The organism is Akkermansia massiliensis (assembly GCF_018847375.1).
Classification (GTDB): domain Bacteria; phylum Verrucomicrobiota; class Verrucomicrobiia; order Verrucomicrobiales; family Akkermansiaceae; genus Akkermansia; species Akkermansia massiliensis.
Map to the genome: position 1 here is coordinate 782,652 of NZ_CP072036.1, position 18,137 is coordinate 800,788.

Annotated in this window: 17 protein-coding genes; 9 read left to right on the forward strand and 8 right to left on the reverse strand. The window is 59.7% G+C overall.

Features of this window, described 5'->3' with window-relative positions:
* The first annotated feature begins 65 nt into the window (after positions 1 to 65).
* Together J5W70_RS03260 and J5W70_RS03265 are read left to right on the forward strand one after the other, a co-directional pair.
* Positions 66 to 1,607: a pyridoxal-phosphate dependent enzyme gene (locus J5W70_RS03260; protein ID WP_180970910.1), complete on the forward strand. Its 1,542-nt coding sequence runs from the start codon at positions 66 to 68 to the stop codon at positions 1,605 to 1,607.
* 52 nt (positions 1,608 to 1,659) lie between these two features.
* The gene (locus J5W70_RS03265; protein ID WP_022397641.1) at positions 1,660 to 2,223 is read left to right on the forward strand and encodes a Maf family protein; all 564 of its coding nucleotides are present in this window, start codon (positions 1,660 to 1,662) and stop codon (positions 2,221 to 2,223) included.
* Positions 2,224 to 2,259: 36 nt separating this feature from the next.
* On the opposite strand, the gene J5W70_RS03270 is transcribed toward J5W70_RS03265, so the two are convergent.
* From J5W70_RS03270 to J5W70_RS03290, 6 genes are all read right to left on the reverse strand, one after another.
* The gene (locus tag J5W70_RS03270; protein ID WP_146018111.1) at positions 2,260 to 2,850 is read right to left on the reverse strand and encodes a hypothetical protein; all 591 of its coding nucleotides are present in this window, start codon (positions 2,848 to 2,850) and stop codon (positions 2,260 to 2,262) included.
* Between the two features lie 265 nt (positions 2,851 to 3,115).
* Positions 3,116 to 4,429, reverse strand: a complete 1,314-nt coding sequence (hflX, locus tag J5W70_RS03275; RefSeq protein ID WP_022397643.1) for a GTPase HflX — start codon at positions 4,427 to 4,429, stop codon at positions 3,116 to 3,118.
* Between the two features lie 10 nt (positions 4,430 to 4,439).
* Positions 4,440 to 4,571 (reverse strand): hypothetical protein, encoded by a 132-nt coding sequence (locus J5W70_RS12725; protein ID WP_022397644.1) that lies wholly within the window; start codon positions 4,569 to 4,571, stop codon positions 4,440 to 4,442.
* Between the two features lie 157 nt (positions 4,572 to 4,728).
* The gene (locus J5W70_RS03280; RefSeq protein ID WP_215833043.1) at positions 4,729 to 6,585 is read right to left on the reverse strand and encodes a serine/threonine-protein kinase; all 1,857 of its coding nucleotides are present in this window, start codon (positions 6,583 to 6,585) and stop codon (positions 4,729 to 4,731) included.
* Entirely contained in the window at positions 6,509 to 7,318 is an 810-nt protein-coding gene (locus J5W70_RS03285) for a serine/threonine-protein kinase (protein WP_215833044.1), read from the reverse strand. Before J5W70_RS03285 ends, J5W70_RS03280 begins: the two co-directional genes overlap by 77 nt.
* Before the next feature lie 152 nt (positions 7,319 to 7,470).
* Positions 7,471 to 8,853, reverse strand: a complete 1,383-nt coding sequence (locus J5W70_RS03290; RefSeq protein WP_022397646.1) for an ROK family protein — start codon at positions 8,851 to 8,853, stop codon at positions 7,471 to 7,473.
* Positions 8,854 to 9,053: 200 nt separating this feature from the next.
* Here J5W70_RS03290 and J5W70_RS03295 point away from each other — a divergent pair, with 200 nt between their 5' ends.
* Both J5W70_RS03295 and J5W70_RS03300 read left to right on the forward strand, forming a co-directional pair.
* Positions 9,054 to 9,917 carry a CPBP family intramembrane glutamic endopeptidase gene (locus J5W70_RS03295; protein WP_102736976.1) on the forward strand — a complete coding sequence of 288 codons (864 nt, stop codon included), beginning with the start codon at positions 9,054 to 9,056 and terminating at the stop codon, positions 9,915 to 9,917.
* On the forward strand, positions 9,907 to 10,803 hold the full coding sequence (locus J5W70_RS03300; protein WP_022397648.1) for a thiamine-phosphate kinase: 897 nt from the start codon (positions 9,907 to 9,909) through the stop codon (positions 10,801 to 10,803). Before J5W70_RS03295 ends, J5W70_RS03300 begins: the two co-directional genes overlap by 11 nt.
* 49 nt (positions 10,804 to 10,852) lie before the next feature.
* Here J5W70_RS03300 and J5W70_RS03305 read toward each other — a convergent pair whose 3' ends face one another.
* A complete protein-coding gene (locus tag J5W70_RS03305) occupies positions 10,853 to 12,694 on the reverse strand; it encodes a bifunctional lysophospholipid acyltransferase family protein/GNAT family N-acetyltransferase (protein ID WP_022397649.1) in 1,842 nt (613 codons plus the stop codon).
* 138 nt (positions 12,695 to 12,832) lie between these two features.
* On the opposite strand from J5W70_RS03305, the gene cmk reads away from it, so the two are divergent.
* The 3 genes from cmk to recF are packed head-to-tail and all read left to right on the forward strand — an operon-like array spanning position 12,833 to position 15,157.
* A complete protein-coding gene (gene cmk / locus J5W70_RS03310) occupies positions 12,833 to 13,474 on the forward strand; it encodes a (d)CMP kinase (protein ID WP_022397650.1) in 642 nt (213 codons plus the stop codon).
* The gene (locus tag J5W70_RS03315) at positions 13,471 to 14,082 is read left to right on the forward strand and encodes a lysophospholipid acyltransferase family protein (RefSeq protein ID WP_022397651.1); all 612 of its coding nucleotides are present in this window, start codon (positions 13,471 to 13,473) and stop codon (positions 14,080 to 14,082) included. The genes cmk and J5W70_RS03315 overlap by 4 nt, the downstream gene beginning before the upstream one ends.
* Before the next feature lie 19 nt (positions 14,083 to 14,101).
* Complete coding sequence (recF, locus tag J5W70_RS03320) at positions 14,102 to 15,157, forward strand: DNA replication/repair protein RecF (protein WP_022397652.1); 1,056 nt, start codon at positions 14,102 to 14,104, stop codon at positions 15,155 to 15,157.
* A 57-nt stretch (positions 15,158 to 15,214) separates the two neighbouring features.
* Here the strand turns inward: recF and J5W70_RS03325 are convergent, their stop codons facing one another.
* Complete coding sequence (locus J5W70_RS03325; protein ID WP_022397653.1) at positions 15,215 to 15,718, reverse strand: flavin reductase family protein; 504 nt, start codon at positions 15,716 to 15,718, stop codon at positions 15,215 to 15,217.
* 162 nt (positions 15,719 to 15,880) lie between these two features.
* Between J5W70_RS03325 and rnc the strand changes: the two genes are divergently transcribed.
* Entirely contained in the window at positions 15,881 to 16,576 is a 696-nt protein-coding gene (gene rnc, locus J5W70_RS03330; RefSeq protein WP_022397654.1) for a ribonuclease III, read from the forward strand.
* Between the two features lie 143 nt (positions 16,577 to 16,719).
* Positions 16,720 to 18,060: a porin family protein gene (locus J5W70_RS03335; RefSeq protein ID WP_022397655.1), complete on the forward strand. Its 1,341-nt coding sequence runs from the start codon at positions 16,720 to 16,722 to the stop codon at positions 18,058 to 18,060.
* Positions 18,061 to 18,137: the final 77 nt, after the last annotated feature.

An 18,137-nucleotide genomic window follows, 5' to 3' on the forward strand; every position in this document is an offset into this window, starting at 1 on the left:
CGGTGGCAATGTTTTACTGGAAAAGAGGGCCGGAACCCGGTAGAATGGGAGCCAGCATTACAATCATGAGCATACTTTCGGACCGTCTTTCCGAGGAAATACTGCAAGCCCGCCAGCGCGTTTACACGGTTGGCGAACCGACTCCTCTTCAACGATTGAATCTGCCGGGCATCAAGGCCCCGGTATACGCCAAAAGGGAGGACCTGGGCCCCATCCGGGCCTATAAATGGCGCGGAGCGTTCAATTGCATGGCCGCACTGAGCCAGGAGGCGCGGGACAAGGGCATTGTGGCCGCCTCCGCCGGCAACCATGCCCAGGGCGTGGCCCTGGCGGCCAGCGTCCTGAACTGCCACGCTACCATTTTCATGCCCCGCTCCACGCCGGAAGTGAAGCAGACGGAAGTGCGCCGCCACGGCGGCAGGCATGTGAAGATCATGCTTCATGGAGACTGCTATGACGAGACGGCCGCAGCCGCCCACGAGTACGCGGAAACCCACGGAAGCACTTTTGTCCATCCCTATGACGATCTGGTGACCATGGCCGGACAGGGAACGCTGGCGGATGAAGTGGTGATGAGCGGGGAAGGCCCTTTTGACCGCGCGTACGTCGCCATCGGCGGCGGCGGACTGGCCGCCTCCGTAGCCTGCTGGCTGAAAAAGTTCTGGCCCCACATCAAGGTCATCGGCGTGGAAGGCGTGGACCAGGCCTCCATGAAAACCTCCATTGAGCAGGGACACCGGGTGAACCTGGATTACGTGGACGTTTTTTGCGACGGAACCGCCGTCCATATCCCCGGAGAATTGACCTATCCCCTTTGCCGGGAACTGATCGACGAGTTCGTGACCGTCACCAATAACGAAGTCTGCCAGGCCATCCGCGCCATGTGGGAATCTTCCCGCGTAGTGCCGGAGCCCTCCGGGGCCATGAGCCTGGCCGGATTCCTGAAACAATGGAACGAAGGTGAAGTGAAGCCGGAGGAAAAGAGCTTCGTGGTCATTTCGGGAGCCAACATGGATTTCACCCACCTCACCCAGATCGCCCGCCAGGCGGGCATCGGCAACCATGAAACGCGCTACCTGCGCATCTCCATGGATTCCAAGCGCGGCCAGGTGCTCAAGTATCTGCGCCACATCCCGCAGGATACCACGCTGGTGGACGTGCAGTACGGCAAGACGGAGGGCAACACCCAGTACCCCGTGTTCGGCATCGCCGCCTCTGACGAAGACCTGGACACCATCCGCACGACGCTGAAGAAGAAGGGCATTGAGTTTGAAGACATCAGCGAGGACGACGACGTGCGCTTCCGCATGATTCACTACCAGGCGGAGCTGTGCCAGCATCCCCTGTTCGTCCACATCGAATTTCCGGAACGCGCCGGAGCCTTTCTTGACTTCATGGAACGCATCGCGGACCTGGCATCCCTCTGCTACTTCAATTACACCTATACCGGGGAACGCGTGGGCCGCGCCCTGGTGGGCATGGAGTTTGAATCCGCGGAAGACCGGGAAACGGTACGGAAGCGCATGGCCGGATTCTCCAGGAACATCATCCGGGCCATCCGGGAAATTTCTCCGGAGGCCTTCCACCGGATTATGGGAAGCAGATAGTTAACAATTAACAGGTAATAGTTAATAGATATTAACTATTGGCTCTCCTTCCATGCTTCCCCCCATCATCCTGGCCTCCCAGTCCCCCCGGCGGCGCGAGCTTCTGGCGAAGGCCGGCGTGCCTTTCTCCCTCGTCGTACGGGATACGGAGGAGCTGAAGGACGCCGCCATGCCTCCGCAGGAACTCTGCCTGCACAATGCGCGGGCAAAGGCGCAAGCCGTATTCCGGGAACATCCGGATTCCACCGTCATCGGCGCGGATACGCTCGTTTTTCTGGACGGCCTTCCTCTTGGCAAACCGGAAGACGGGGAAGAGGCCCGTTCCATGCTCCGGATGCTCTCTGCACGGACGCACCACGTGTGCACGGCGGTTTCCATCCGGTCCCCCCTGGGAGTGAAAGACTTGGCCGTGCTGACGGAAGTGACGTTCCGGGAGCTGAAGGAAGAGGATATCCGCCGCTACATGGAGCTGGTGAATGTGATGGACAAGGCCGGCTCCTACGCGTTCCAGGAACACGGGGAGATGATCATTTCCTCCGTGCGCGGAGATACGGACAACGTAATCGGGCTGCCCGTCAGGGAGGTGGTGGAATGCCTGCGGAGCTTGGGTTACTGAGCATTAAATGTACGTTTAACGCTCCTGCCTTCTTCATCAGGGATTCATTTTGCGCAGTTTCCAGCCAGACGGCGACTGGATTTCAAAATTGGAAAGCATCTTGAGGGATCCGCTGTGGTTCCCTTTGTCGTTCAACAGCTCAATGGTTTTCTCTGCCTGGGGAGATACCCTGAATGATTTGTGGCCCAACCAAGTAACCTCTTTTCCGTCCTTGCCCAAAAAGACGGAGCAATCATCATTCAAATAAAGAATTTCATTCGCGGCGGTATCCCCTTTAACCGTTTTCCACCGCCCAATAAAAGAGGCAATAACACGAACTGCGGAGAGTTCCTTTTGAATGGCCAGCGCTTCATTTATTTTACCGAGATTGGCGTACTTTTTCTGAATTTTAAGAAGGGCATCCAAGTAGGCCTTGTCCGTCTTTTTCCTTTCCTTCATTCTTTTAGACGCCACATCTTCTTGAATTTCCTTCATCTGTACGCCTACTTTAGGAGAAACTTTTTCCATCCGGGACAGTTCATCCCTCCCAACAAGTTCTTTGGCTGACAAGCGGTTCTCCAAATATTCCACGACTTTCTGCAGTTCCGCCGCAGAAGCGAAGTCATTCTTCGCGGCATATTTGTTCATGGAATCCCGATAGGCTTTCAATTTGGACGCCTCATATTTCTGATTAATGGAAGAAAGGATGTTCTCATATTGTTCCTTCAATTTCCGGGCATCCGGAGGCAGGGATTGGGCGCTTACAGTGGCCCAGGAAATTATTCCGCACAAAATAATACAGCACAACTTATTCATTATAGATGCTGGATATAATATATCCAACATACAAAAATTCAAGAAAAAAGAATGATTTCCCTGCCGAGGATGCGGTTTCTCCGCAATCAAGAGGAAATCATTTTTCCGCCAGAAAACGGCTGAATTTGTTATAAAACGCCACGGGGAGCACGGCTTCTATCAGGGTGCCTTCCTCCACGTATTCCGTGGAGAGAACCTTCCCTTCACTGTGCATGGCGGCCGCCAGGTCGCTCCGGGTATAGGGAATCAGGAACCGCGCGCGCCGGACGCGGCTTTCCAGCATCTCCACGCAGGCGTTCAGCAGGTCTTCCGCGCCATGACCCTCCTGCACGGACATGGGCACCACCCTGCCGTTGAAGTGGGGCTTCAACAGGGTTTCCAGCGTGTGGCGCTCTTCTTCCGGCACAAGGTCCACCTTGTTCAGGACCACGATCATGGGCTTGTCGCCCGCGCCCAGCTCGCCGAGCACTTCCAGCGTGGTTTCATAATGGCGCACGGCTTCCGGATCGGAGGCGTCCACCACCTGCACCAGGAAATCCGCCAGCACGGCTTCCTCCAGCGTGGATTTGAAGGCCTCCACCAGGCGGTGGGGAAGGTTGCGGATGAAGCCCACGGTATCCGTCAGCAGCAGGGGCTGCCCGTGGGGGAGTTCTATTTTCCGCGTCGTGGTGTCCAGCGTGGCAAAAAGCATGTCCTTCGCCATGACTTCGGAACCGGATACCAGGGAAAGCAGGGAGGATTTCCCGGCATTGGTATAGCCCACGATGGCGGCCGTGGCTACGGCCTGGCGCTCCCGTTCCTTGCGCTGCGTGGCGCGCTGCCGGGTCACCAGGGCCAGTTCCTTCTGAATGGCTTCAATCCTGGCGCGCGCCAGGCGGCGGTCCACTTCAATCTGTTTTTCGCCCTCGCCCCTGGCGGCTCCGCCGCCGCCCTTGCCTCCTCCGGAACCGCCGCCCTGGCGGTCCAGGTGGTTCCACATGCGGGCCATGCGCGGCAGGGAATACTGCATGCGGGCCAGCTCCACCTGGAGGGTGGCCTCCCGCGTGCGTGCGCGCCGGGCAAAGATATCCAGAATGACCTCTTCACGGTCAATCACGCATTCGTCAATCAGCCGTTCCCATTCGCGCTGCTGGGAGGGGGAAAGCATGTTGTCAAACACCACGCAGTCCGCCCGGCAGTCCAGCGCCAATTGCTTTACTTCCTGGGCTTTTCCGGTGCCGCACAGGAATTTGGCGTGCATGTCCCGGGACTTGATGAGGTGCTTGCCTGCAATGCTGATGCCGAGGTTGGTGACAAGGTCTTCCAGCTCGTCCAGCATGGCCTGTTTTTCCCTGGCCTCGGAAGGGTCGAAGTAGATGGAAACGAGCATGGCTCGCTCCACCATTTCCGGCTTTTCACGAATTTCAAACATATTCAAGCAGTTAACGGAATTGCTTGCTGGAGGTGGGCTGGTAGTCCTTCAGCGCGAAGTCCGCGTGTTTGTGACAGTCACAACCGCATGAAGAGAGGATGCCGGCCACGCATGCCAGCGTCAAAAAGCTGATCAGTCTCATGCGGCTATGAGACCTGTACGGAGTATCCTAGGCAAGCAAATTTTACTTCATCACGCCTACTTTTCCGCAAAACCGGCGCAGGGTTCCTTTTCCAGACGGGACTTTTCCACCGTCGGCACGGCCTTCCCGCCCTCCTCCGGCCAAGAGCCTGCCGGAATTAATCCGATTCTTCACCGTCTTCCGGGGGCGTCTCCTCCGCGTCCAGACCGCTCATCCACAGGTTCCATTTTTCAATGAAGGCGCGGTCCATCTGGAGCAGCGCATTTTCCTGCTGGGCGGGGGAAATGGTCTCCGTCAGACTGCCGAAAATAAGCAGCGGCTTGGAATACGCATCCGCCAGGGGGGAGAATTCCGCAGGCTGCTTCTGGCGGCATTCCCGCGCCAGGGCATACAGAGAGTTGAACGGAAGCTCGTTCCAGCTGACCTGGTACGCATCACTGCCTTCCCGGCTGTCCTGCGGTTCCACAGTCAGCAGATGCCCCTTCATCCCTGTCAGGCGCACCTTGGAGCCGTCTTTCAGCACCAGGGGTTTTCCAGGTTTCTTTTCCAGGAGAGCGGGCAGAATTTTCTCCATGCGGGTGAACAGGGGCAGCATTTGATCCGTCATTTCCCGGCGCACGGACAGTCTGGCCTTGACGGCGGGGGAGGAAATAACCTTTTCCGCCCCGCCGTAAACGGCGGAGGCCTTTTCAAAGTCCCCGGTTTTTTTCATGACGTCCGCAGCTTCCCGGCAAACGTCTTCATAGCTTCTGGACTGAGCGGCCAGCAGGGTTTCCTTTTTCTTTTCCTCCTCCAGCGCTTTTTGTCTTTCCTCCTCCTTTTTCCTCTCAGCCATCTTCACGGCTTCCGCCGCCTCCCAGTCACGGGCTGTCTGGTACTGCATTCTCAAATGGTCCAGCATTCCTTCCAGCGCAGCATAGGCTGGAGGCATCGCGGACACTTCCCCGATCATCATCTGTTCCCGCAGGAAGTCTGCGGCGGACCGTTTGGCCTCCACTTCCGCCACCGTCTTTTCCGGCATGTCCTGAAGGCGTTTCAGGCGTTCGTACTGGTCCGTATATCTCTTGAGGTTGTTGAGCCAGGCGGAAGCCAGCTCACGGACGTTCCTGTCTCGGTCGTCCGCCGCATCGGCCGCCACCTTGTCCAGAAAAACGCCGTATTCCGGCCATTTACCGGCAAAGTACCAGGATTTCAGCGCCATGCCCACATAGTAATGCACGGCCAGATCGGAGTTGGAACGCAAACCCGGCATTCGGGAAGACCAGTCCCCGGAACTCAAGTACATGACCAGGTTGCCGACGTCCCTGGAGCGTTCCAGTTCCGCAGGGTCCTTGCAGGCCTCCACCTTCCTGCTCAGCTCTTCCAGGCGCTCCACCCCTTCCGGGAACTGGCCGCGCGTCCACATGCACAGAACCTGGTTCAGACCGGCCCAGAGTGAGGTGGAAAGGGGGCAGTCCGGCTGGTCCGCCAGATCCCCGAACATGGCGGCGGCTTTCACCAGGTCTCCCCGGTTCAGGGATTCCTGGGCTTCATTGAACAGCTTGCCGAAGCGGATGCTGCGCTCCAGCCGCGATTCCGCCGCAGCCGTGTCCTCCGGGGTAGTGCCCGTTCCCGCCGTAGGAGTGAGCGCCGGAGGGGGTGTTCCCGGGGAAGCGCCCCTCCCCTTCTGCCATGCCGCCCAGCCCCAGATGCCCAACCCCAGCGCCACTACGGAGGCAACGGAGGAAATGACGATAATGCGGCATTTCCTGCGGCGGACGCGCCGCGCCTCCGCCGCGCGCCGTTCCGACCAGGTGAGGCCGGATTCCTGCATGGCCAGGGTGTATTCCTCCAGGGCCTGTTCCACGGCATCCATCAATTCCGGATAGGAGGAGAACCTGTCTTCCCTGTCAAAAGCCATCAGCCTGTCCACGATGAAGCAGGTCATGGGGGAGACGTCATTGACCACCTGTTCCAGGCGGGGAAGGTTTTTCTTGGTCTCCAGAAGGACATCGGAAGACTGGGAAGCGTCCACGCGGGGGGGGAGCGCCCACCAGCAAATGGTACATGGTGGCTCCCAGCGCGTACATGTCCGTCCGGAAGTCTTCTTCTCCCCTCAGCAGCGTTTCCGGAGCTGCGTAATAGGGAGTGACCCATATTTCCCGCTCCACGTCGGATTCACTGTGCAGCAGGGAGAGGCCGAAGTCCACGATCTTGGCGACTCCGTCAGGAGACTGGAGAACGTTGGCGGGCTTGATGTCCCTGTGCATGAGGCCCGCGTTCCAGGCGGCGTCCAGGCCGCGCACGATATCCAGCGTCAGGCGTAGCACCTTGTCCTCCGGCACGCGTTCTTCCGCGGTAATCAGGGCATCCAGGCCGCTGCCCTCCACCAGTTCCATGGCAATGTAAAAAAGGCCCTGGTCGCGCCCCACGGCATAAATCTGCACTAGGTTTTCATGGGAAACCCGCGCCATGATCTGGGCCTCCCGTTCAAAGCGTTCACTGCGCAGGGCATCCCCGGCATAGGTGTCATTCAGCACCTTCAGGGCCACCTCCCGCCCCAGCACGGAATCTTCCGCCCGGTATACCACGCTCATGCCGCCTTTTCCCAGTTTTCCGGTAATCCGGTAGGGGCCCATGCGCGTTTTCACGCGCGTCAGCGCCTGGCAGCCCGGACAGATGGCGTTGGCATACGGAGGCAGTTGGGAAACGTCCATGGCCTGCCCGCATTCCGGGCAATGAACAATGTTGTCTTGCTGGGGATTCATGAACGCAGGGCGTCGGGGCGGGAATCGGAAAAAGGAGGGGCGGGAATCCGGCGCGGCAGAGGCTGTTCAGCGCATCCGGCAAAAGTCCCCCTCCGGATATGAGCAGGGAGGGACCCCATACAGGGTCCCTCCCGCAAATTTCATTCCTCCTGTCAGGAGAGGGCCGGCAGGGAAGCGGCGGCTACGGCCTGGCCGTGGCGCTTGGTCTTTTCATCCGGCACGCGGAGCTGGATCTTCAGCTCGGGGAATTCGGTGCGCAGCACTTCCTCCGCCTTGTCAATGATGATCTGGCCGCCGTCTCCGGAAGCCACACGGCCCAGGAAGAGCAGGTTGCGGATATCATAGAACCTGGCGTAGTGGGCAATGGCATAGCCGAAGTGCACGCCGATGGTTTCATAAATCTTGCGGGCGCGTTCGTCGCCTTCCGCCATGGCGGCCTGAACCTTTTTGAGCTGTTCCGGGAAGGGCATGCCTTCAAACTGGAAGCCGGCGCGGGGAGCCAGACGGGCTACGGCCTGCTGGGAGAAGTAGAGGGCGCCTACGCCCATGTCCTTGGACCATTCGTCCACGCCGCCTTCTTCCGAGTAATCCACGGGAGCGAAGGCCAGTTCATTCAGCCAGGGCTTGATGTGGCCTTCCGGGTCCACGTAGCCGGCGGCTTCGGATGTGCCCATGGCTACGCCGAGCACGGCGTTGTCGTTCATGCCCATGGCTCCGGCGAGGGCGGTGACTTCACCGTCGTTCACCACTTCAAAGGGGATGTTGTTCCACTTTTCCTTCTGGAGGGTGCGGAACACCTTGCCGAGGGTCTTTTCAATGTCTTCCTGGCTGACGCCGCGGAACAGGGAGGAGGTGCGCACCTCGCTGTTGATGATGACGCCGGCGGAGGAACCGCCGATGGCGTCCACCCGCGGAAGGTGGGCTGCGGCGCGTTCCAGGGAGTCCTGGATGCCTTCAATGTGGTACTGGGGATCCTTCTGGAAATAGGGGTCCCAGACCACTTCTTCGGAATACACCACTTCTCCGTTCACCACGGCGGCGCATTTGCGGTCGGAACCGCCCAGGTCGAAGCCGATGCGGTAGCCGTCCAGGTTGCGGCCCAGGGTCATGGAGCCGGAATATTCCTCAGGCAGTTCTTCCACGGACACCTTCTTCACTTCAATGGGGGAGCCGTAAATCTTCTTGCCGATGAAATCCCAGTCGAATTCGCGGGCGCCGCCCTTGCAGTAGCGGGAGGCCAGCATGTCCGCAATAGCGTCATCCCCGGCGACGAGGATGATATTGCCGCCCTTCTGCCACAGCAGGAATTTCACGATGCGTTCCACATAGGTCTCATTCAGGGCAACGTTTTCTCCGGTGTGGGGAAGGAGCTTGCCGGACCAGCGGAAGCAGGTCCCGTCATTGCGGGTCAGAGCGATGTCCACTTGATGAGAAGCGGGATCGGCGGCGGCTTTGGCCTCAAAGGCTTGATTCCAAAGAACGGCCGGCACGAAGCCGGGGTCCAGCACAGGCGTGATTTTGGGTTGAATATTCATGGCAATAATCCGTTGGAAACGTAGCATACCCGCTTTTCTTTGAAAAGTATTCATTCCCTTCCTTCATGATTTTTTTTGCGGAGTACGGGGCGATAGCTCACTTTCTGCTGGAAAATCACCGTGTTTTCACTAAAGAAGCAGGTGTCCTTATTCCGGCGTGGCGCTCCGGAAGGGCGGCCTATTCCACGCATACCTGTTTCATGAATGAATTAACGGACCAGCTTATTACCCTGTTCTCCTCCGCCCTGATTGCCGTCATGTTCATCGCCGTGGCGGTGGGCATCTTCCGCCAGGCCCATGCGCCGAACATCCAGCGCCCCCTGAAATGGCACATCCCCGTGGACCATCTGGACATGCTGGACATCGCCATGTGCGGCATCATCGTCCTGTACTTCAGCCTGGGCGCCCTGATGGCTGCGGCCACGCCTCCGGGAGCCTCCGCTCCGCCCACCACTACAAACATGGAGCTGGACGGCTACAAGATTTTCAACGGCACCTGCCTGAACCTCATCCTGGCCTTCGTCCTGCTGGTGCGCATGTTCCACACGGGCAGAATGGAGGCGCTGGGGCTGAAAAAACATTCCCTGAAAGCCCTTCTTTATGCCCCCGTGGCGGGCTACCTGCTGGTGCTGGTCATCCACTTCCTGCTGGACAGGGCGGGCCTGTTCCAGTGGATTGAACAGGTCACGCACGCTCCGGCGGAGCAGTCCATCGTCTCCGTGCTGCGGCATTCCAGCGATATTCCCCTGGTTGTGGTCATCTGCTTCAGCGCCGCCATCGCGGCCCCGCTGGTGGAGGAACTCATCTTCCGCGGCTACCTGTACCCAATCATGAAAAAGTACACGGGCGCCTGGTTTGCGCTGGTCACCACGTCCCTGCTCTTCGGCATCATCCACGTCAGCCTGGTGCCCTTCATTCCGCTGGCAATCTTCGGGGCCATGCTGGTGCTGCTGTACGAATACACGGGCTCCATCTGGACGCCCATCATCGCCCACTGCATTTTTAACACCGCCACCCTCATCAACATCCTGTATCCCGGCGTTCTCCTTCCCTATGGAACCTGATCCCACCATCCGGCAGACGGGGGAGGACGCGCTGGTGGCCCGGCTCCTGCCCCTGATGCCCTCCAACGCCTTCCTGGTCACGGGACCGGGGGACGATTGCGCCGTGGCCCGGAGCTCCGGAAACCGTCAATTGCTCCTGAAAACGGACTGCGTGGTGGAAGGCATGCACTTCCTGCCTGGAACGGATCCCGAACTGATCGGCAGGAAGGCACTGGCTAGGGCCGTCTCAGACATAGCGGCCATGGGCGGCACACCGCTTCACGCGCTGGTGACCCTGTTCGTGCATGCGGACCGCCCCGTCTCCCAGGTGGAAGGAATTTACCGGGGAATGGGACGGCTGGCACGGCAATTCGGCATCAGCATTGCCGGAGGGGAAAGCTCCGGCCTGCCGGAAGACGGCCTCATCATCAGCGTGGCCCTCACCGGAGAGGTTGCGGAAGGGAAAGCCGTCCTGCGCAGCACGGCGCGCGCGGGAGACCTGCTCGCCGTCACGGGCGTGCTCGGCGGCAGCTTTCCCACGGGGCACCATCTTTCCTTCATTCCACGGGTCAGGGAGGGCGGCGTACTGGCCGCCTCCGGCTTGGCCACCGCCATGATGGACCTTTCCGACGGTCTGGGAACCGACCTTCCACGGCTGGCCGCGGCCTCCGGACTGGGATTCCGCATTCATGCAGAACTCCTTCCCGTGCGCCCGGGCTTCACCGCGGCGCAGGCCGCAGGAGACGGGGAGGATTACGAGCTGCTGGTCACGTTCCGTCCCGGCGACCGGGAGCGGGTTGCCCGGCTGGCCGCGGAGCATTTCCCGGAAACGCCCTTCACCGTTATCGGGGAAATGACGACGGAACCCTCCTCCGCCCTTCCGTCAGGCTACAGGCATTTCAACTAGCCGGATAAGGAAAAACCGGACCGGAAACCGGCAAAAAACGCCTGCGGAACTATTCCGCCGCCTTCTCCTCTTCCCTCTCCCGCTGCATGTAGGGCAGCAGCTGTTCGTACGTGTCCTTCCCCATGTAGCGCTTGATGGAACGCTCCGGAGACTTGAAAATGTCCACCAGGATCAGGCAGTCCAGCACATCGCCGAAATGCTTGTCCACGCTGAAGGACAGGATTTTTCCGTTCAGCTTCAGGTACTGGCGCAGCAGCACGGGAATTCCCTTGCCGTCCTCCTCAATGTCCGCCACGAGCTGGGAGAGCCCCTGGGCGTCCGTCAGGCCAATGGGCAGGATACAGGATTCCGACCTTTTCAGGTCCGCCTTGCGGGGCGGATTGTAGGCTTTCACCTCATGCACCAGCACGGAGTCCATTTCATGCGCCTTCAGGTAGGAGACGATGAGGGCACGGGAAAGGTTGGTGTAATCACGGGAGATGCTTACCGTGCCGAACAGGTAGCGGTAATGGTGGTTGCGGGCCATGAACTGGCCGATGCCCTCCCAGATGAAGCCGAGGGCCAGCGGCCTTTTCTGGTATTCCGGCACGATGAAGGCGCGTCCCATTTCCAGGGAGCGGTCCAGCACCTTCAGGGCGGCGGGGGTAAAGGAGAAATATTCCCCGTTATACAGCCCTTTCACGCCGTAGCGGGCGATGATCTTGTCCGTCTCCCCCATACGGTAGGCCCCTGCAATCTTCCGGTGGGTCCTGTCCCACAGGAACAGGTGCTTGTAATGGTTGTCGTACGTGTCCAGGTCGCACGCCTTGCCGGAGCCCTCCCCCACCTGGCGGAAGGTGTATTCCCTCAAGCGCCCTATTTCAATCAGGATATTGGGGATTTGCAGGGCGTCCGCCACGTACACGTCCCAGTCTCCGTTCTCCTGGCGGGCATGCAGGCATTCCGCGGGCAGTGCGTCAATCTCCGCCTGCATGTCCTGCACGGAAACGGGCGGAATCAGTGCGGCCATCTTCGCCTTCCGGTCCTTCCTGTGCACATGGGGACGGCGGCTCTTTTCATAACTCTTGCCCAGCAGGTAGGTGCGCAGGCGCAGATGGGAAACCATGGCTTCATCGGAATCATACTGCCCAAGCTGGCTGAACGGAATGGGCTTGCCCACCACGATGCGGTGCGTACGGCGCCCGTCACGCCCCACTTCACGGGGAAGGAAAGCCACTCGCGCCTTGCGGTTGATGAGGGAAACGCCCTGGAACAGCAGGCTGTTGCGCCCCGGAAAATGCACGGGAACCACCGTCGCCTTCGTCATGCGGATGATGGCGGCGATGTTCGCGTTCCAGGGATCGTCCGTCACCCTCTTGTGGGCCAGGGAAAAGCTGGAGGCCGTGCCGGCGGGGAAAATGCCCAGGACGCCGCCCTTCCGCAGCCAGGAGATCATCTTGCGCATGCCGGAGAGATTCTTGCGCTTGGCGTTCTCATCCTCGTACACGTCCACCTTGATCAGCCAGGGTTCCAACTCCTGGCACAGGGAAAGCTGTTCGTTCGCCAGAATGCGGACGTCCTCCCTCACGCGGGTGAGCAGCTCTCCGAACATGATGCCGTCCGACAGGCCGTGCGGATGGTTGGCGACCACGACCACCGGCCCTTTCTTGGGGATATTTTCCAGATCCCCCGGGCGCAGTTGCAGCTTCAGGTTCAAATGTCTGGAAGCAAGCTGGAAGAAATTCTCCGGAGAACCGGATTCCTTGTCGCGCACGATCTTGTCGTACGCCTTGTTCAAGCGTTCCAGGCCCAGCAACTTTTCGGCGGACGCGGCCACCAGGGCGGGAAGGCGCGTATTCTCATCCAAAATGTCTCTGATGTCCACCATCTTCGGGTGTTTGAGTTGGGCCATGCCCCGCTGTATAACGGATTTACAGGAAAAAGTGAAACTCTTTTTGCACGGGCCGCCGGAACGCAGTCTTGATTTCCACGGGGCGCAAAGCTACAATCCAAGCGGCTTTAGCCCCCATTTCCAACATAGAAGACACTCATGCATCCAGCCATCGCCATTGACGGTCCCGCCGCATCCGGAAAATCCACCGTCGCCAAGCTCATCGCGGACCGCCTCGGCTACACGTTCATCAACACCGGGGCCATGTACCGGGCCGTCACCTGGTATATGCTGGAACAGGGCATCGACCCTGCGGACACGGCCGCCGTGCTGGAAGCGCTGTCCTCCGTTCCCCTCTCCTTCGGAAAGGACGGCAGCCGCTCCGTGGTCCTGTGCGGGGAACGCGTGCTGGGTGAAGAACTCACGCGCCCGCAGGTTAACGACCACGTCTCCACCATCGCGGCCATTCCGGAAGTGCGCTCCCTGCTGGTGGAACGGCAGCGGGAATACAACCGCCGGGAACCCGTGGTGATGGAAGGCAGGGACATAGGCACCGTGGTATTTCCGGACACGCCGTTCAAGTACTTCGTCACCGCCTCCGAGGAAGTGAGGGCCTCCCGCCGCGCCGCGGAAGGCCTGACGGACTCCATTGCGGAACGGGACCGCAAGGACTCCTCCCGCGCCACCGCCCCGCTGGCCCAGGCTCCGGACGCCCTGCTGGTGGATACGTCAGACATGACGATCGACCAGGTCGTCCGTTTCATTACCGACAACATTCAACAAAAACTCTCCGCCAGATGAACTCCTTCTACTGGGTTTTCTACACGCTCTTTAAAAGCATTTCCAAAGCCTTCTTTTCCTGGAAAGTCGTCAACCGGGAAAAGCTCATTGAAGACGGCCCCGTGCTCATCGTCAGCAACCACCAGAGCTTTCTGGACCCGCCCATGCTGGGCATCTCCTATGAGGACGGCATCTATTTCTTTGCCCGCAAGACCCTGTTCCAGGGCATCTTCAAATGGGCTCTTCCGCTCTGCCTGGCCATCCCGATCGACCAGGAAAACCCGGACGCCGCCAGCCTCAAGCACGTCATCCGCCTGCTGAAATCCGGCAAGCGCGTGCTCGTCTTCCCGGAAGGTTCCCGCACTCCGGACGGTGAAATCCACGACGGCATGGGGGGCATCGGCCTCATTCTGAGCAAGACGAAGGTTCCCGTGCAGCCCCTGCGCATCAGCGGAGCGTATGAAGCCTTCCCCATCGGCGCCCGCTTCCCCAAACTCCACCCCGTCACGGTCACGGTGGGGGATCCCATCCCCTTCACTCCGGCGGAACTTAACGCCAGGGGAAAAGAGGCGTACCAGCATTTGACGGACAGGATCATGGACGCCATCCGCGCCCTCCCTGCGGAATAATCCCTCCTTCCCCTGCCCCATGATCTCCAGGCTGAAATTAATGGACTTCCGCTGCTACGGAAGCTTCTCCTGGCAGATTCCGCAGCAGGGGGCCATCATCCTGGGAAACAACGCGCAGGGAAAAACCAGCCTGCTGGAAGCCGTCTGCTTCCTGCTGCGCCTGCAATCCCCGCGCACCGCCCGGCCCGGCCCGCTGGCCGCTCACGGAAAGCAGGCCTTCGGCATCCGCGGAGAGCTGCCGGGGCAGGCCCGGCGCATCTTGTGGACCCCGGACGCTCCGGACCTCCGCGTCAACGGAGAGCCGCGCAAGGACCAGCGCAGCTATCTGGCGGACAGCTACCCCGTGGTATGGATGGGGAATGACGATCTTTCCCTGGTGCAGGCCGGAGCGGACGCCCGCAGAAAATACATGGACTTTCTGGGCAGCCAGTGGCACCCCGGCTACAGGCTGGCCCTGTTCAGCTACCGGAGGGCGCTGAAAACGCGCAACTACCTGCTCAAGCACAGGCACAGGGACAAGCTGCAGCTGGACGCCTACACGCGCCAGCTGGCCCTGCACGGCACGGAACTGAAAAGCCTGCGCGCCAGCCTGCTGACGCTGCTGGCCCCCCACATCACCCTCGCCTACCGCAGCATCGGCGGACGGGAGGAACAGGTGGCCGTGGCCTACCGCGCCTCGGAGGAAGGGGACCTGTATGAACGGCTGTGCGCCGCCGTGGACCGGGACATCCGGTACGGGCAAACCCAGAACGGCCCCCACCGGGACGACCTGGACATCACGCTGAACGGCAGGAGCGCCGCACAGTTCGCCTCTGAAGGGCAGCAGCGCACCATCGCCATCTCCATGAAGCTGGCCCAATCCTCCCTGCTCACGGAAGAAACGGGGCATACGCCCATCCACCTGATTGACGACGTCTTCGGGGAGCTGGACCCCACGCGCCGGGTGGCCTTTCTGCAATCGCTCCCGGCGGACGCGCAAAGCCTCATCACCACCACCCATCTGGACTGGCTGCACGATACCCCGTGCCCCCTGCCGTCCTTCCGGCTGGAGGATTCCACGCTCAAACCGCTCTAAACAAACTGAGGAGAATCACGATAAACAAGAATTCACCCCGGCGGCATTTCCGGCACGTTATTCCTTCACCCAAACGTTCAGAATCTCCACGATGTACATCTTGTGGAAATCCCGCGCGGCGTACCACTCCGGTACAATGGTCTTGTCCAAAAAGGCTTCCGGATTGAGAGCCTCCGCATAAAGCTTGCGGCATTCCAGCACCAGGCGCGCTTCCGTAAAACTCACGTTGCCGTTCTCCGTCGCATACGGCGTCAGTCCGGAGGCGGCCACCTTGTCCGTATCCCGTCCGCTCGTGGTGCCGCAAACAGTCAGCGCCTTGTGGTACTCATGGCTGAAGAAGGAAAGCGTGAACTCCTCCCCGGCCTCAATGAAGCCGAAGGTATGGCGCTGGGGACGGATAACCACGAATGCCACGGGCTTCTTCCACATGAAGCCCAGGCCGCCCCAGCTGGCCGTCATCATATTGAAATGCTCCGGCGTTCCAGCCGTCACCAGCATCCAGTCGTGCCCGATCAACTGCATGGCGTTATCCCGAATCTCCTTTGGATCAATCTTTTTCATCGCGGTCTCTAACGTTCGTTCGCGTACCATCCTACACCTCTCCAGCCATATGTCAAAGCCGCGGAGCGGCTGGGATGACGCGGAAAAGGCGTGCCCCGCCCTGCCGGAAACACCCTTCCTTTGGAGTTGCATTTCCGAATTGGCGGCCCTAGCATTTCCGGGATGAACTATACCGCGCTGGAAGACAAGCTGGGTTACCGTTTCAAAAACCCGGACCTGCTCGTGCAGGCCCTCACCCACCCCAGCACGGACAGCAAGCCGGAAACGCGCCGGACATATGAACGGCTGGAATTTCTGGGCGACGCCATTTTACAGCTTGCCGTCACACAGTACCTTTACCGCCACATGCCCCAGTCTCCGGAAGGGGAGCTGACCCAACTGCGCGCCCGCACCGTCAGCCGCGCCAATCTGGGCAAATACGGCTTCATCCTAGGGCTGGACAAATACATTGCCCTGGGAAAAGGGGAGGAACGGGCCGGAGGACGGGGAAAAAACTCCATCATCGCCAACACGTTTGAATCCGTCTTCGGGGCCATGTCGCTGGACTCCGACTATGAAACGGCCAAGGCCGTGGCCCTGCGCGTTCTTCATGAAGCGCTGGACTCCGCGGCCAGCCACCCCAAGGAAATCAACCCCAAGGGGGAACTCCAGGCCATTCTTCAGGACATCCTGCCCGAAACTCCTTCCTATGAAACGGAAGAAAAAGGGCAGAGGGACGCCGAAAACCGTTTTCACTCCCGCGTTTTCTGGCATGGACACGCCATCGGTTCCGGCCATGGAGCCAGCAAGCGGAAGGCGGAAGTGGCCGCCGCCGCGGACGCCCTGGCCGCCAAAGCATGGCTCCGCATTACCGTGTAACCTTCAATGAGACGGGTGGCTATTTTGTCACCCTTAAGCCTTGGACAGCCCTGTGGCTGGTTTGATAGACAGAAGCCGTCTCCGTGAGGAAGAACCTTCCCCGGAAGACCTTCTCACAGACACACACCAACCATAGAAAACAAATGAAAACCTATACTCTCCCCGTCATCGGCATCATGACTCTCGGAGCCGCCGCCTTTGCCGCCGCCACGCCTTCCACGGCATCCACCGGAGACGTTCTGCTGGCCCGCGACAGCTTTTCCACCTGCAAATGGCTCGGCGAACGTTTCAAGTGGTTCAATGCGGAACGGGATCACAAGAATCCCTACATCCAGGAATTCAACGTTTCCCTGCGCATGCAGTACGGACTGGACTGGATTGACCCGAACGGCGAAGGGCGCGTGATGGGTGAAAAGGAAGGCAACGGCCGCCGCTTCAACGACGAATGGCGCCGCTTCCGCGCCGGCTTCAACATGAAGTTCCTGAAAAACTTCAAGCTCAACAACGTCTGGAACATCGGCGGCATGGACGGTCTGGAAAGCTACAACGCGAAAACCAATACCTGGGACACCTCCGACCTGACCTACTCCCTGTATGAACTGAATCTGGAATACAAGAGGGGCCCCGTCACCTACGCCATCGGCAAAATGAAGCCGCGCATCACCGGGGAATACCGCACATCCTCCTCCGCCATCCTGACCATTGAACGCTCCATGCTGGTCAACCAACTCCGCTCGGAAACCAACTACGGGTTCCAGGTGAACAATTCCGACAAGAATGACAAGCTCGGCTGGGCCGCGGGCATCTGGATGAACGGCAACGGAGGAACCGGAACCGGCACGTTCAACAACCGCATTGAACCCGCCTTCAACTCCCGGGACAACTGCTTCGTCACCGGCACGCTCAGCTATGATACGTCCAACGACGTTTTCCTGAAAAAAAGCCGCCTGTGGCTGGATTACGCCCATAACTTCACCAACTGGGGCGACGACGCACAAAACAAGGCGTATGAAAAGCTCACCGGCTACGGCTTCAAATCCAAATACCAGGGCACCGGCGCCAAGGACGTGGTGGCGCTGACCTGGGAAGGCTCCCAGGGGGATTTCTCCCTGATGACGGAAGTGATGGCCGGCTTCAACGTCATTGGCATGAAGGCAGGGGCTGAAAACGTCTTCGGCGTGACCATCATGCCGTCCTACAAATTCACCCCCAACTGGGAAGGCGTGGTCCGCTACCAGATGGCGGCGGGCAGCAACGCCGTGAAATGGGAAAAGCGCTATACGCAGAACTCTACCTATTCCGGCACTTCCGACTGCATGCAGGCCCTGTACCTGGGCGTCAACTACTACATTTTCGAATGCAACCCGAACATGGCCAAGATCATGGCGGGCGTTGAATACGCCCATTCCAACGGCACGGACGCCAGCAAGCAGAAAGGCTTCACCGGCTGGAGCTACAACATTGCCTTCCGCACCAATTTCTAAGAAGTTGAGACGCTAAACCACACATTGGGTTCATGGACAGGATGGGAGGCATGGAGTAAAATCCGGCCCATCCTGCC